This is a genomic window from Flavobacterium sp. W20_MBD1_R3, from assembly GCF_052119725.1.
Lineage (GTDB): Bacteria > Bacteroidota > Bacteroidia > Flavobacteriales > Flavobacteriaceae > Flavobacterium.
In genome coordinates, this window is record NZ_JBGQOR010000003.1 from 78,572 (window position 1) to 94,077 (window position 15,506).

Here is a 15,506-nt window from a genome sequence, read left to right on the forward strand (position 1 = left end):
GATGAATGAAACTCTAAAACGAGGCATTTCGGGAGCCGTTTATATCCTATTATTACTTGCCTCTATCTTATATTCTACTGAAAGTTTTTTCATTCTTTTTGGTGTCTTTTTACTCATTGCTGTTTATGAATTTTGCAACCTAGTTCAAATACACAAAGTTTTTCCTATTATTTTTGCTCTCCTTTTATATACAACCGTAACTTTAATAAGCCATTACAACAAGATCACTACTGATAAAATCAATCAGTTCCTGAGTACTGATATAGAAATAGCTATTAACACCCAACAATTAAATGTCGTTTTACTAGTCATTGCACTAGTGGTATCTATAAAATGTATTCTTTTTTTGTTTTATGATAACATTCAAAAAATAAGTACCTCATCAAAATACCTGTATCTATTAGGATATATTATACTCCCTTTTATTTTTATCACAAAAATATCATTTGGAATCAATGATTATAATCCAAAAATAATCATTGGCTTATTTATTCTAGTTTGGACGAACGATACCTTTGCTTACATTGTAGGAAAGTCTATAGGTCGAACCAAATTATTTGAAAAAATATCTCCTAAAAAGACAATTGAAGGATTCGTGGGTGGAATCGTTTTTGCTGTTTTGGCTGGATATTTAATTTCAAAATACTACATCAAAGCTAATCCTGACTTTAGTGATAGATCAATATTGATATGGACGTCAATAGCTGTCATTGTTGGAATAGCAGGTACCATTGGAGACTTGATTGAATCCAAATTTAAGCGCATAGCCGGTGTAAAAGATAGTGGCAAAATAATGCCTGGCCATGGAGGCATCCTAGATCGATTAGATAGTGTTATATTTGTAGCACCAATTATTTTTTTATTTTATCAAATTTTAAACTATGTTTCATAAAGAAGGAACCCAATCTATTTTATTAGGCACTATTTTCACAGCTGTCGTTCTCTTGTTGTCTGACAATCTCATTGATACCAATTGGCTCAAAATGAGTATACAAATAGCAGCACTATTGCTTTTGATTATCATCTTACAATTTTTCAGAAATCCTAAAAGAGATGTTCTTATTAATGAAAACCACATTCTAGCTCCTGTTGACGGAAAAGTGGTTGTTATTGAAGAAGTATTTGAAAGTGAATATTTCAAGGACAAACGATTACAGATCTCTATCTTTATGTCGCCAATAAATGTTCATGTCACTCGTTATGGATGGAGTGGAATTGTAAAGTTCAGCAAATATCATCCGGGGAAATTCTTGGTGGCTTGGCATCCTAAAGCAAGTGAAGAAAACGAAAGAACTACTATTGTCATTGAAAACAAAACCTTTGGTGAAATCTTATACCGTCAAATTGCAGGAGCTTTAGCACGAAGAATTGTAAATTATGCTGAAGAAGGAATGCAGGTAATTCAAGGAACTGATGCTGGCTTTATAAAATTTGGGTCTAGAGTCGATATATTTTTACCCATAGGAACACCGATAAATGTTGTACTGAATCAAAAAGCAATTGGAGGAAAAACTATTATTGCAACAAAATAAGAATGAATGAAAAAGATCTGGATACTCGGTTTTTAAAAGCAGTTGAAAAAGCTTCTGAAATGACGCAGGCCTCCTTACCTCAAGATGTGCAATTGCGTTTATATGCGTTTTATAAACATGCTACTTTTGGAACTTTAGATTTAAAACAAACATCTTCCTATCATTTAAGAGATGCATTTAAAACAAATGCATGGATGCAAATTAGTCATTTAACTGCTGAACAAGCTAAAGAGGAATATATTGAAATAATTAATTCTCTGTCAAAAAAATAGTCAAATCATGAAAAAAAAGTTTTTTTTAATTCCCGTTTTATTGCTTTTGACTAGTTTGATTTCTTGCAACAAAAAAAAATTTACCGAGGTCGTTGATGTTCCTTTACCCGTTGTTGAAGAGAAAATGTCAATGGGAATTCCAGACGATGTAAAGGCTAACGAAGGATCTTTTCAACTAGAAAAACTTCCTTTTGCGTATGATGCGCTGGCCCCAAACATCTCGGCCACTACAATGGAGAATCATTACTCCAAACATTATTTGACGTACACCAACAACCTAAATAAAGCTATTTTAGGAACGCCACTTGAAAACCTAACAATAGAGGAAGTACTCGCTAAATTAGATCCAAATAATGCAACGCTCCGCAACAACGCTGGTGGTTATTACAATCATTCTTTGTACTGGAAATGCATGGCTCCAAAAGCTGGAGGTGAACCAACAAATGCATTGGCGGAGGCAATAACGAGAGATTTTGGCTCCTTTGAAAACTTTACTACTTTATTCAAGGATGAAGCTACCAAACAATTTGGTTCTGGTTGGGCATGGTTGATTATTAATAAATTTGGCAAATTGCAAGTTACAAGTACACCAAATCAGGACAACCCATTAATGCAAAATGCGGATGTTCCGGGAACTCCAATTTTAGGTTTAGATGTTTGGGAGCACGCTTATTATTTAGATTACCAATACCGACGAAAAAATTATATTGATAGTTTTTTCAATATAATCAATTGGAAAAAAATAGGAGAAAATTTTGATGCTGTAAAAAAGTAGCGAATTACAAATAAAAAAAAGCTGAAGCAAATTAAGTTTACTTCAGCTTTTTTTATTACCTAAATAATATTCTGTTTTACTCTTGAATACTATCAGAACATTTTAGATTATTTTAAAATGGTATTGCTCAATACCACAACATCCATAGGTTTCACCACCAGCTTTCTCATTACTTTTTTAGTAAAAACATCTCTGAATTTTCCTTTTTTAAGAATTGGATTGGTGAAATCAATATTTTTATCACTTCGATTAATGATTACAATCACTTCCTGATTGCCAAGTTTACGACTAAAAGCATATATCTTATCGGCATCATTTGTTTCAATAGTTGTGTAATTACCTAGTTTAATCGCTTTATATTGATTGCGTAATCCAATGAATTTTTTGTACCAATTGAACAAGTCAGTGTTGAAATCAACTTTATCAGCCTCATGTTTACTTTGGTTAGGATTGAATGTTTCTGAATCATAATCTTTGTCAGACCAAACCATTGGTTTACGGCAATCAGGGTCATTACTTCCCCACATACCAGCTTCATCACCATAATAAATCATTGGTGAGCCTAAATATAAAATTTGAAACGCCGCAATTAATTTTTGCTTCTCCAATTGTTTATCAGTCGGTTTTCGAGCATTGTAATCGATATTATTACTTTTTTGACTCCAATTAAAGTAGGCTCCCCAATCACTAAATTTTTTCCCGTCAGGATTTGCTACGGCACTACCAATTCTTGTGGCATCGTGGCTTCCTACCAAATTCTGCATATTCTGTGCAACACCTTCTCCAAATCCTTCACGCAATTCCTTCAATTGAGTATCAAATTGGGTAACAGAAATCCCTTTTGCATCCTGCACAAAAAAATCATGCACCAGAAAAGAAAAATTATAATTCATCGTCGCGTCAAATTCATCTCCGTTTAAATATGGTTTTGTTTTATCAATCGGATCAACTAATTCAGCTGTCAGATACGCTTCGCTATTAATTGATTTTACTTCATTTCGCCAATCTTTCCAGAAAGGATGCGCAATGCAATACGCTACATCCAATCGCCAACCGTCAATTCCGTATTGATTACCTTTATTCATTGGATTCATCCAACGCTTAGTCGCATCAAAAATATATTTTTTAGGACCGGATACGATTCCATTCCCATCCTCTTTGAACTCTGGTAAGGTTTTTACACCAAACCAACCTTGATATTCAAACTTAGTTCCTTTGGCAGCATCTCTCCAGCTATCGACCATGAACCAATCTTTGTAAGCTGATTTTTCTTGTTTTTCCTCCACATCACGAAAAGCAAAACTGTTTACTCCTAGATGGTTAAAAACACCATCAAAAATGATAAACATCTTACGCTTGTGTACTTCATCTATTAGCTTAAGAGCCAGTAAATCTGCTTTGGTCCAAACCCATTTTTCAGGATTTAAAGGATCTTCGTTCATTATCATCTTTTTATCACCTTCCGGATCAGGTCCAAATGATGGATCAACATGGTGATAACACAATGCATCGTATTTATGGGAAGATGGCGCCCAGAAAATTGGGTTCATATAAATAGCATTAATGCCCAATGATTGTAAGTAATCCAGCTTATCAATAACGCCTTGTAAGTCTCCGCCGTAACGTCTGCGTTGAAGATTGTAATAAATATCTTTTCCGTTTTTCTTTTCGTAAGGTTTTAATTCGTACCAATCACTCGTCCACGGATGAATTTGAAAATCAGAAGTACTATCAAAAGGATATGCTCCATCTTGATCTTCTACTTTTGGGTCGTTTGAAGGGTCCCCATTATGAAACCTATCCGGAAATATTTGATACCAAACTACTCCTTTACTCCAATTTGGGGTAAAATCAGTTTGTGCAAATGATGGCATAAATACTAAAAATAGTACACAAATTGTGATTTTTTTTGTCATTAAAATAGAGTTTAAAATTTAGTTTTTGATTTTTTTACAATTGATAAATAAACGATTCTGAAGGTGCGATTGTAATTTGCGCTTTTCCTTCACCATTCAAAACCTGAAGTTGAATTGAATTTTTATGATACAATTGATCCGTTATTGTATAATTCCCATCTTTCAAATTCCATTTTTGAATGATATCCGCAGGAATTTTTAATTCGAAATTGCTTGTAGTAAGCCAAGAAAAATTAGTGATAACGATCAGTTTTTCAGTAGCAGACCAGCGGGTGAATGCATATATTCCTGAATCATAACCTTGTGTTGATTGGCGATTCAATGTTTGAATTTCTTGGTATTTCCCCATTAAAGCAGAACTATTCAAAGAGAAATTCAGCAATTTTTTATAAAAATCACGCAACTCTTTTTCATCCTGCGATAACTGACCTCCATCAAATTTTCCGCCATTCATCCAGCGTTGGTGACTGGGAACTCCAATATAATCAAAAATTGAAGTTCTAGAATGGGTTCCAAATCCTGCATTTTCATTCCCGGCCTCACCTACTTCCTGACCAAAATAAACCATCGTAGGCGAAGTGCTTATGGTTGTAGAAACTACCATTAGAGGTTTTCCTTTTTGTGGGGTTCCTGCAAATTCTGGACTTGCTAAACGCTGTTCATCATGATTGTCTAAAAAATGAAGCATGTGATGCTCAATATCTGCCATTCCGTTTTGTATGTCTGATAATCCATCAGGTAATACTTTTCCTTGAATAACGTCCTTTAATTTATCATACGTTTCTACTTTATCATACAAATAATCCATTTTGCCCAGATAAATATAATTTCTATATTCTTTAGGATTATAGACTTCGGCTAATAAAAAAGCATCAGGATTATTTACTTTAATCGCTGAATTCATGTAGCTCCAAAATTCATACGGAACCATTTCGGCCATGTCAAATCGAAAACCATCCACTCCTTTTGTCGTCCAGTACAACGCGATATCTTTGAATTTATCCCAAGAATTTGGAACGTCTTTTCCTTTCCAAAAATCGAAATGTTCCTGATACGATTTGGTTTCAAAACCAGCAGGAAGTTCTGGAAAATCTTTGGAACCATCCGGACGAATTCCGTAATTCACTTTTACAGTTTCATACCAATCATTGCGATCTGGTTTTGCCATTCGGGAACCATTTCCAGTCCATTTTGCAGGGTTTTCTTCAAATTTTCCATCAATCAATGGATTCATTTCTCCATTTAAAGGTTTATCCGTATCGGGAATTTCAAAACGTGTATTTGGAATATAATAGAAGTTATTGTCTCTCTTATATTCAACAGTTGTATCATCATCAGCACCAAAATCCTTAACGCCCGCTGGATTGCTCTTGCCTTCATATTTGCGTGCAATATGATTGGGAACAATATCGATAATCACTTTTAATCCCGCTTTATGTGTTCGGGCAATCAAATCTTCAAATTCCTGTAAACGATTCGCTGGATTTACGGCCAAATCTGGATTTACATTGTAGTAATCTTTTACGGCATAAGGAGAACCAGCACGTCCTTTAACCACTTCCGGATCATCATTAGAAATCCCAATCGCGGAATAATCCCCAATCACAGCATGATGTGGAACTCCGGTGTACCAAATATAGGTAACACCCAAATCCTTAATTTCCTCCAATGCTGTTTCCGAAAAATCGTTGAACTTCCCTATTCCATTCTCTTCTATAGTTCCCCAAGGCTTATTGGTGGTATTTTTATTTCCAAATAATCGGGTAAAAACCTGATATACAACTTCTTTTTTAGTAGAGACTGCCTCTTTCTGTTCTGCATTCATTTTTAAATCTTTTGTTTTGCAAGCTGTTGCCAAAAGTACCGCGCTTATACCTACAACAATAGTTATTTTTTTTATCATATAAAATTATTTATTCCAATTTCAATTATTTTCGAGTAAAACAAATATCAGTTTCTAAAATTAATATTTTTTAAATAAAAGAAAACGATATCGTTAGAAATTATAGAATTCCGTGCGCACAGGAAGAAACTACAACGACGGAGTTGCACCATTTGTTGATAACTTTTGGCAGCAAAAAAGATAGGTCAAACTACCATTTTGACTAATTATAAATAAATCTTAATATGGATAGGGATTGTTTCCTTTTTCATAAATTTGACAAAAATTAAATCCATTGAAGAAATCGCTATTTTTCCTTCCCTATTATGTGATACTGCTTGTTACTAATTTGGTTTTGGCACAAGCCCCAAAAAAAATTATTGTAGAAAACTCTGATTTTGCGGATGTAAATCAAGTCGAAATTCCTGATGCATTATTACTTATTGGCAACGTACGTGTTAATCATGATGGTGTGGTAATGACCTGTAATAAAGCCTATTATTTCCAAAAAGAAAATTACATTAAGGCTTTTGGAAATGTTCAAATGGTGCAAGGTGATACTTTATTTTTAAACAGTAAATATGCAGAATACAATGGAAATGTAAAAAAAGCGTATGCTTCCGGCGATGCCGTTATGAGTTCCCCAGACGCAACTTTGGTGACTGAAATTATAAATTTTGATAGAAACACACAGGAAATATTTTACGATACGCCAGGTACGATTACCAATAAAGACAATACCCTTAAAAGTAATTCAGGAAGATACTACGTAAAACAAAAGAAATTCCAATTCCTGACTGCGGTTACCATCACTAATCCAACGTATGTAATTAAATCAAATCATTTGGATTATTTCAGTAATTCAGGGCATTCATATCTTTTTGGACCTTCAACAATTACGAGTAAAGCCAATTATATTTACACTGAAAAAGGCTTTTATGATACCAAAAAAAATCTGGCGCATTTCCTGAATAAATCATACATCAGATACGATGATCGGGTGATTAAAGGCGACAGTTTGTATTACGACCGAAACCGTGAATTTGCATCGGCTACGCGAAATGTAAAAATAACAGATTCCATCAATCGCGGCATTGTGAAAGGACATTATGCCGAAGTGTATAAAAAACTGGATTCGATGTACGTGACCAAAAGAGCCGTAGCCGTAAATTTTGTGGAAAACGACTCCGTTTACATCCACGGAAAAAAATTAATGGTTACTGGAAAAGAAGGAAACCGCATTATCAGAGCATTCAATAACGTCCGATTTTTTAAAACGGACATGAGTGGCAAATGTGATTCAATTCATTCGAGTTCCAAAACAGCTTTGACTAAAATGATTGGAAATCCGATACTTTGGAACGCTGAAAACCAGATCACAGGTGATGTTATGCATCTCATTGGCAATAACACGACCCAGAAACTAGATTCACTCAAAGTACTAAACAATACATTTATAGTATCTAAAGATACCATAGGAACTGGATTCAATCAAGTTAAAGGACAAAATCTTTACGGGAAATTTAAGGAACAAAAATTACATGATGTTGATATTGTAAAGAATGCCGAAGTAATCTACTACATGCGGAACGAAGCGCAAGAACTCATTGGCATTAACAAAAATGTAAGCAGCAAAATCAATCTTCTTTTAGAAGACAATGCAATTGAAACGATTACCTTTTTTCAGCAAGTGGATGGCGATATTTATCCTGAAAAAGAATTGCCTGAAAATGCCCGTAAACTGCGCGGATTAGTCTGGCGTGGCGATGAACGAATAAAATCAAAAGACGATATTTTTCCTGCTGAAGAAAATGAAGACAATGATAAAATAGCCAAAGCCACTAAAGCTGCTGAAGCCAAAGAGGATATTCCGATGAAGATCCGAAAAGAAACACTGAATTACGATAAGAAAAAAAGGAAAAAATAGTATTCAGTTGCAGTTTTCAGTCTAAAATTACAGACTCGGCTTTCCAAATATATGACTAAAAAACTTCGTGAACTTTGCGAAAAAACTTCGTGAACTTTGCGGTTAAATTATTAAAAAATTGAATACCAATTTCATAAAATACCAAGCACAAACCTCACCATATCCACTAGGAATGGAGGTTTCTCATGCCGTAGGTTCCTATATATATGATACTCATTCTAAAAAATACTTAGATTTTGTAGCTGGAGTATCTGCTTGTGCTTTAGGACACCAACATCCCCGAGTCAATCAAGCCATAAAGGATCAGTTAGATAAATATTCTCACGTGATGGTGTATGGCGAATATTCACAAAGCCCGGCTGTTGAATATTGCAAATTATTAGCTTCACTCCTGCCCGCTCCTTTAGACAAAACCTATTTGGTCAATTCAGGGACAGAGGCCATTGAAGGCGCTTTAAAACTAGCAAGAAGAACTACTGGAAGAAGCCAATTAATTTCGTGCCACAACGCTTATCACGGGAATACTATGGGTTCTATGAGCGTAATGGGATTTGAAGAACGTAAACAAGTCTTCCGACCGTTGATTCCTGATGTTGATTTTATCACCTTCAACAACGAAGAAGATTTACAAAAAATAACAAACAAAACAGCTGGAATTATTTTAGAAACCATTCAAGGTGGAGCGGGATTTATTCAGCCACACAATGATTTCCTTAAAAAAGTACGTCAGCGTTGCACTGAAATGGGCGCAATGATGATTCTAGACGAAATCCAACCGGGTTTTGGGCGAACAGGAAAACTTTTTGGATTCCAAAATTATGATGTCGTTCCTGATATCGTAGTCATGGGAAAAGGAATGGGAGGCGGTATGCCAGTGGGAGCTTTTACAGCCTCTTCTGCCATGATGGATTTACTAAGTGATAATCCAAAATTAGGACATATCACAACCTTTGGAGGTCATCCTGTCATTGCGTCAGCCTGTTTGGCGACTTTGCAGGAAATTACCGAGACCAATCTGATGGCCGAAGCCATGGAGAAAGAAAAGCTATTCCGATCACTTTTGGTACATCCTTTGATAGAGGAAATAAGAGGGAAAGGATTGATGCTTGCCGCAATGACAAAAACTGCCGATATCACTAACGAGGTGATTCTCAAATGTCAAGACAGAGGACTCATTTTATTCTGGCTTCTCTTTGAAGGATGCGCCATAAGAATAACACCTCCGCTAACCATTTCTGAAAAAGAAATACGAGAAGGTTGCAGCATCATACTTGAAGTAATGGATGAAATGATGATTAAAAAATGATGATCAACGATTTTTGATTGCAAAAGTAACAACATTGATTCCAATGAAATAGATAGTCAAAACAGTAAAAAAATGGGAGCTATTTCCTGCTATTCGTTGCAATGCACGCAAAAAGAGTGGGATTTTCACTTCAAACGAAGTTCACTGAACTCGAATTAAAATAAAAGTATAGTGAAGTAATTAGGGCTATGGCATCATTTTAAACCAAAACTTTTTTTGTTAATTAAATTGTTCACAACAATTCTAATATTTCCTCACAGTACACACACGATTACCTAAATTTATTTAGGCTAAATTAAAAACATACAGTATGCAATTAAGCAACGAAGAAGAAGACTATAACTTATCTCTGTCTAAATTTGAGGGCATGTTGAAAACCAACAAAGTACTCTTTTTTGACTCCGAAGAATTTGAAGAAATAATTCTTCATTATCTCGATATGGGAAAAGCCGCATTGGCAAAAAAAGCACTAAAACTAGCACTAGAGCAACACCCGAAATCTACCGGACTAAAATTAGTTCAAGTAGAAATGTTGGTTTACGATGACAAACTAGAATTAGCTGAAAAACTATTAAATGAATTGTATGCCATTGAGCCAACTAATGAAGAAATTTACATTCAAAAAGCCAACATCTGTTCCAAAAGAGACCAACACCAAAAAGCAGTTGAATTCTTAAAAACAGCATTGAAATATACAGATGATTATGCTGATGTCTATAATTTAATAGGTATGGAACATCTTTTTATGGATAATCTTGAGCTGGCCAAAGAAAGCTTTATAAAATGTTTAGAAGAAGATTTAGAAGATCAATCTGCTTTGTATAACGTTGTGTATTGTTTTGAATTTTTAGATCAAAACCAAGAAGCAATTAGTTATTTAAAAAAATACATCGACAAAAATCCGTACAGCGAAATTGCTTGGCATCAATTGGGTCGTTTGCATTACGGTGTAAAAGAATATGAAAGTGCTATTCGTGCATTTGATTATGCTACATTGATTGATGATGAATTTCTGGGTGCTTTCATGGAAAAAGCAAAAGCCTACGAACGATTAAAAAAACACGCCGAAGCCATTGAAAGTTACAGCAGAACTATCGAATTAGACGACGCGACTTCGTATGCATTACTTCGTATGGGAAAATGCTATGAAAAACTAGGAAATAAAGCTTTAGCCTTAAAATATTTCAATCAAACTGTACATGAAGATCCTCTTTTAGACAAAGGGTGGATTGCTATCACCGACTTTTACGTACGGCAACAAAATTACCAAAAAGCGTTGTTTTATGTCAATAAAGCATTAGCTATTGACAACCAAAATCGTTTATATTGGAAACGATTTGCCTCCATTAATAAACAAATGAACTTTTTTGAAGAAGCTGAATTTGGATATAGAAAAGCAGTAGAATTTGGTGATAACGAACTAGATACTTGGTTGTTTTGGGTGGATATCCTTCAGTTTTTAGGGGAATTTGAAAGTGCTATTCAAACGTTATTACAAGCCTCAGAATATTTCCCAGAAGAAAACGAAATTGAATACCGCTTGGCAGGACTCTATTTTATGTTAGCGGACAATACCAAAGCAAAATTCCATTTAAGCAATGCTTTAAGATTGAATTTTGACAATTACATTATACTGGAAGATCTATTTCCTGTGGTGTGGGCAAAAAAAATGGTGCAAAATTATATTGCAAAACATAGAAAAGAATAATGACAGATTTACTTAGAAGGCGTTTTGGTTTATTAGGACGAAATATTAGTTATTCTTTTTCTAAAGGATATTTTACAGAAAAATTTAATGCCGAAAATTTTGCGGGCTGTACCTATGAAAATTTTGATATTCCAGAAATATCTGATTTTCCGCAGGTACTAAAAAACACTTTGGATTTAAAAGGATTGAGTATCACCATTCCTTATAAAGAAACCGTAATTCCATTTCTAGATGAATTATCAAAGAAAGCGGAATTAATTGGTGCTGTAAATACCATTAAGGTCACTAAAAAAGGAAAGTTGAAAGGTTATAATACAGATTATTATGGTTTCAAGAAATCATTAGAACCGTTATTGCAACCGCACCATAAAAAAGCATTAATTTTAGGAACAGGAGGCGCCTCTAAAGGGGTTGCGTTTGCTTTGGATGAGTTGGAAATACAGTATACTTTTGTATCCAGAGAAACTAAAGACAATGCAATTGGCTATAACCGAATCAATGGAACTACATTTGATAATTACCAAATTATAATTAACGCTACTCCGGTAGGAACTAGTCCAAATGTAGATGCATTTCCCTTACTTCCGTATGAATTTTTTACGGAGAAGCACATTGCTTACGATTTAATTTACAATCCTACTGAAACTCAATTTCTTAAAAAAGCCAAGCAACATGGCGCACAAGTTAAAAATGGATTGGATATGCTAATTTTTCAAGCGGAAAAAGCATGGAAGATTTGGAATAAATAATCTAAATACAGATTGACCTCATACACGTATTTGAATACATAAAAACCACTCCTTTTGAGTGGTTTTTGTTTGAAATTAAAAGAAATTAAGTAATATCTAAAAATCCTTAGCCCTGATGGAAGCGGCATCCTTTTTTGTAGCCTTTTTGGCGTGCAAAAAAGATACAGCGCACAGCAGGAAAAAGCTCCAAGTAAATAGGAACTTAACCTAAAATGACTATAAATTAAGTTTTTGTTTTGTATTTTCATACGGCTTTAGTATCTTTCGTGAAGAATATATTTAGTAACCTTACACATTGAAAAAATGTTAGAAGAAAAGAATGATAACCTGTCTCGTCATGAAAACGAAGCAGATGGAAATGTTGAAAAAAATGCAGTAACTGTTGCTGCAGATATCGACCCCGTTTTAGAAACAGTAGAACCAGCTGATTTTCCTGCTGAAGATAACGTTGTAACGCCTGCCGATAGTGTTTCAGAAACAAAAAATCAACTTGCGCTTGATGCCATTTCAGAAACGAATGCAGCCGAAAGCGAAGACGAAACGCTAAAAGAGCGTCATGACAACCCTATGCAAGATTATGATTCTTTGTCTCTTGAAGAACTAATCGATGAATTACAACGCCTAGTTTCAAATGAAAAAATACTGTCATTTAAGGATCATATTGAAGAAATTAAAAAAGCCTTTTTAGCTAAATATAATCATCTTTTAGAAGAGAAAAAAGAGGAATTTCTGGCAGAAAATCAAGATCCAAATGAAGAATTTCACTATCATTCTCCGCTGAAAACCAATTTTGATAAATATTATTCCCAGTTTAGAGATGCTAAAAACATGCACTTTAAGAGTTTGCAGACAAATCTGAAAACCAATTTAGAAAATCGCCTGGCCATTGTTGAAGAATTAAAGGAACTAATTGATCCTCAAGCAAACATTAAAGATACCTTAAAACATTTTAATGATTTAAGAGAACGATGGAAAAACGCAGGAGCAATCCCAAAAGACAAGTACAACCATGTTTGGAATAATTTTCATTTTCACGTAGAAAATTTTTATGATTATCTCCATTTAGACAGAGAAGCGAGAGATTTAGATTTCAAACATAATTTAGAGCAAAAACAAAAAATTGTATCTCGGGTAGAGGAATTAGTCATTGAAGCTGATGTAAACAAAGCATTCAGAGAACTTCAAGATTTACATCGAATTTGGAAGGAAGACATTGGTCCAGTTTCAAAAGAACACCGTGATGATATTTGGAACAAATTCAGTGATTTGACTAAACAAATGCATGATAAGCGCGAGGTTTTGTTCGAAAATCAAAGAGGTACTGAACTTGAAAATTTAGAAAAGAAAAAAGATATTATTGCTAAAATTGAAGTTTTGGCTTCTGAAAAAGTCAATGCTCATTCACAATGGTTGGCACAAATTGAAAAAATTGAAGCCTTACGCAACGCTTTTTTCTCTGCTGGAAAGGTACCATCAGATGTAAATGAGGAAACTTGGGCGAGTTTCAAAACTGCCGTTAGAAATTTTAACTCTTTCAAAAATTCTTTTTATAAAGATATTAAGAAAGACCAAAACGAAAATTTAAACAAGAAAATGGCGCTGGTAGCAAAAGCTAAAGAATTGCAAGAAAGCACAGATTTTGCTGTTACAACCGCTGTTATGAAAAAAATTCAGGACGAGTGGAAACAGATTGGACACGTACCTAGAAAATATTCAGATAAGATTTGGAAAGAATTTAAAGATGCTTGCAACCATTATTTTGACAAACTAAAGGAACAGCAAAATGAAGATAACAGTGAAGAAGTTGCTGCTTTTGATTCTAAAAAAATCTACCTAGAAACGCTTAGAGCATTCGAATTGACAGGAGATCATAAAATAGATTTAGATGCCATCAAATTGCATATAGAAACTTGGAAAAACTTTGGAAAAGTACCTTTTCCACGAAGACATATTGAGGGTAAATTCAATAAAATATTAGATGCGCTTTTTGAAAAACTTAGTTTAAGCAAAAAAGATACTGATATGATACGTTTTGCCAATAGAATGGATAATTTATCTGAAAGTCATGATACACGCAAATTAGATAATGAAAAGATCTTTCTAATGAGAAAGATTGACGAAGTTCAAAATGAAATTTTCCAATTAGAAAATAATATTCAGTTTTTTACCAATACCAGAAATGCAAAAAAAGAAAATTCTATCGTCTTAGAAGTTCGCAAAAACATTGCCATCCACAAGGAAAGTCTTGATATTTGGAAGGAAAAACTAAAACAGTTGAGAAATATAAAAATAGAATAAACCAAAGCAAATACTGCTCCTTAGAAATCTCGAACACACTCTGTTCGAGATTTCTTTTTTTGAATATAATCCTTCAAATTAAAAGATATAATAATCCTTACTATCAACTACTAAACTCGATATTTTTACAACAATAAAAATCAAGACATCATCAATACCTGTTGATCTTCAAACGGCTGTTCGTCATTTTTAATTCAAATAAAACTACAGCAAAAATCAATATAAAAAAAAACCCACAACGACAGGAAACAAAAAGAGATCCAACTTAAAAATAAATTTTAATTCCAAAAGAAAGAAATGATTGGCAGTCCTGCCTTTGATTTAACTGATCATCCGCATTAATTTACCTCGGGACAGAGCCCCCTGGGTATTAGCAAAATAACAGCCACAGATTCACAGATTTTCAATAATCTTTTTTAATCTGTGAATCTGTGGCTAAAAAACCTAAACAGAGCGTAGAGGAATTAAACATAAAGAGATTAAAAAAGGTAGATAAGAATGAGTTACATCTTCACATTTTATAATTAACAGATCTTGATCTGCATTAGATACTAATTTGAATATTGTGCTACAGTAAATTGATGTTTAAATAGTAGCTATTTTTGAGGTTAATAGATAAAAAAAAGCTAATGCTTTTTATATCTTTACCTTTCTGAAACAACAAAAATGAACATTAAATTAATTGCCATTGGTAAAACCGACAATAAAGCCTTACAATCTTTGCTTGAAGATTATATCAAGCGGCTGTCCTTTTACATCAAGTTTGATTTAGAAAGTATTCCTGATATCAAAAACGTAAAAAACTTATCTGAAAGTCAACAAAAAGAGAAAGAGGGGGAATTGATTTTGGCAAAAATTACGCCGACTGACCAGCTCATTTTGCTCGACGAAAATGGAAAAAATTTCTCTAGTGTAGGATTTTCAGAAGAATTACAAAAAAAAATGAACTCTGGGGTAAAAACTTTAGTTTTTGTAATTGGTGGTCCTTATGGATTTTCGGATCTAGTTTATGCCAAAGCGCATGGCAAAATATCTTTGTCACTAATGACTTTTTCACATCAAATGGTACGATTATTCTTTATTGAACAGCTGTATCGCGGATTCACGATCTTGAAAAATGAACCGTATCATCATCAGTAAA

General features: G+C 34.0%; 12 protein-coding genes. 10 read left to right on the top strand and 2 right to left on the bottom strand.

Going from position 1 to position 15,506, the window contains the following annotated elements; genetic code table 11:
- Position 1: 1 nt before the first annotated feature.
- Genes ACEN2F_RS06270 through ACEN2F_RS06285 form a run of 4 tightly spaced genes read left to right on the top strand, consistent with a single transcriptional unit; the run spans position 2 to position 2,579 of the window.
- On the top strand, positions 2 to 892 hold the full coding sequence (locus ACEN2F_RS06270) for a phosphatidate cytidylyltransferase (RefSeq protein ID WP_441737012.1): 891 nt from the start codon (positions 2 to 4) through the stop codon (positions 890 to 892).
- The gene (locus ACEN2F_RS06275; RefSeq protein WP_441737015.1) at positions 882 to 1,532 is read left to right on the top strand and encodes a phosphatidylserine decarboxylase family protein; all 651 of its coding nucleotides are present in this window, start codon (positions 882 to 884) and stop codon (positions 1,530 to 1,532) included. The genes ACEN2F_RS06270 and ACEN2F_RS06275 overlap by 11 nt, the downstream gene beginning before the upstream one ends.
- 2 nt (positions 1,533 to 1,534) lie before the next feature.
- Positions 1,535 to 1,804, top strand: coding sequence for an acyl-CoA-binding protein (locus ACEN2F_RS06280; RefSeq protein ID WP_441737018.1), 270 nt, complete (start codon positions 1,535 to 1,537; stop codon positions 1,802 to 1,804).
- A gap of 7 nt (positions 1,805 to 1,811) precedes the next feature.
- A complete protein-coding gene (locus ACEN2F_RS06285; RefSeq protein WP_441737021.1) occupies positions 1,812 to 2,579 on the top strand; it encodes a superoxide dismutase in 768 nt (255 codons plus the stop codon).
- A 107-nt stretch (positions 2,580 to 2,686) separates the two neighbouring features.
- Here the strand turns inward: ACEN2F_RS06285 and ACEN2F_RS06290 are convergent, their stop codons facing one another.
- Together ACEN2F_RS06290 and ACEN2F_RS06295 are read right to left on the bottom strand one after the other, a co-directional pair.
- Entirely contained in the window at positions 2,687 to 4,495 is a 1,809-nt protein-coding gene (locus ACEN2F_RS06290) for a glycoside hydrolase family 13 protein (RefSeq protein WP_441737023.1), read from the bottom strand.
- A 34-nt stretch (positions 4,496 to 4,529) separates the two neighbouring features.
- Entirely contained in the window at positions 4,530 to 6,398 is a 1,869-nt protein-coding gene (locus tag ACEN2F_RS06295; protein ID WP_441737026.1) for an alpha-amylase family protein, read from the bottom strand.
- A 274-nt stretch (positions 6,399 to 6,672) separates the two neighbouring features.
- Between ACEN2F_RS06295 and ACEN2F_RS06300 the strand changes: the two genes are divergently transcribed.
- From ACEN2F_RS06300 to rlmH, 6 genes are all read left to right on the top strand, one after another.
- A complete protein-coding gene (locus ACEN2F_RS06300) occupies positions 6,673 to 8,304 on the top strand; it encodes an OstA-like protein (protein WP_441737029.1) in 1,632 nt (543 codons plus the stop codon).
- A gap of 118 nt (positions 8,305 to 8,422) precedes the next feature.
- Positions 8,423 to 9,610 carry an aspartate aminotransferase family protein gene (locus ACEN2F_RS06305; protein ID WP_441737032.1) on the top strand — a complete coding sequence of 396 codons (1,188 nt, stop codon included), beginning with the start codon at positions 8,423 to 8,425 and terminating at the stop codon, positions 9,608 to 9,610.
- A gap of 310 nt (positions 9,611 to 9,920) precedes the next feature.
- Positions 9,921 to 11,318: a tetratricopeptide repeat protein gene (locus ACEN2F_RS06310; protein WP_441737035.1), complete on the top strand. Its 1,398-nt coding sequence runs from the start codon at positions 9,921 to 9,923 to the stop codon at positions 11,316 to 11,318.
- Entirely contained in the window at positions 11,318 to 12,067 is a 750-nt protein-coding gene (locus tag ACEN2F_RS06315; protein WP_441737037.1) for a shikimate dehydrogenase family protein, read from the top strand. The genes ACEN2F_RS06310 and ACEN2F_RS06315 overlap by 1 nt, the downstream gene beginning before the upstream one ends.
- 303 nt (positions 12,068 to 12,370) lie before the next feature.
- Positions 12,371 to 14,365: a DUF349 domain-containing protein gene (locus ACEN2F_RS06320; RefSeq protein WP_441737040.1), complete on the top strand. Its 1,995-nt coding sequence runs from the start codon at positions 12,371 to 12,373 to the stop codon at positions 14,363 to 14,365.
- 666 nt (positions 14,366 to 15,031) lie between these two features.
- Entirely contained in the window at positions 15,032 to 15,505 is a 474-nt protein-coding gene (rlmH, locus tag ACEN2F_RS06325; RefSeq protein WP_441737043.1) for a 23S rRNA (pseudouridine(1915)-N(3))-methyltransferase RlmH, read from the top strand.
- Position 15,506 lies beyond the last annotated feature (1 nt).

What these genes read in the sequence shown, in the direction of transcription:
- ACEN2F_RS06270 (WP_441737012.1), top strand. Translation starts at nt 2, where the DNA reads ATGAATGAAACTCTAAAACGAGGCATTTCGGGAGCCGTTTATATCCTA.
- ACEN2F_RS06275 (WP_441737015.1), top strand. Translation starts at nt 882, where the DNA reads ATGTTTCATAAAGAAGGAACCCAATCTATTTTATTAGGCACTATTTTC.
- ACEN2F_RS06280 (WP_441737018.1), top strand. Translation starts at nt 1,535, where the DNA reads ATGAATGAAAAAGATCTGGATACTCGGTTTTTAAAAGCAGTTGAAAAA.
- ACEN2F_RS06285 (WP_441737021.1), top strand. Translation starts at nt 1,812, where the DNA reads ATGAAAAAAAAGTTTTTTTTAATTCCCGTTTTATTGCTTTTGACTAGT.
- ACEN2F_RS06290 (WP_441737023.1), bottom strand. Translation starts at nt 4,495, where the DNA reads ATGACAAAAAAAATCACAATTTGTGTACTATTTTTAGTATTTATGCCA.
- ACEN2F_RS06295 (WP_441737026.1), bottom strand. Translation starts at nt 6,398, where the DNA reads ATGATAAAAAAAATAACTATTGTTGTAGGTATAAGCGCGGTACTTTTG.
- ACEN2F_RS06310 (WP_441737035.1), top strand. Translation starts at nt 9,921, where the DNA reads ATGCAATTAAGCAACGAAGAAGAAGACTATAACTTATCTCTGTCTAAA.
- ACEN2F_RS06315 (WP_441737037.1), top strand. Translation starts at nt 11,318, where the DNA reads ATGACAGATTTACTTAGAAGGCGTTTTGGTTTATTAGGACGAAATATT.
- ACEN2F_RS06320 (WP_441737040.1), top strand. Translation starts at nt 12,371, where the DNA reads ATGTTAGAAGAAAAGAATGATAACCTGTCTCGTCATGAAAACGAAGCA.
- rlmH (WP_441737043.1), top strand. Translation starts at nt 15,032, where the DNA reads ATGAACATTAAATTAATTGCCATTGGTAAAACCGACAATAAAGCCTTA.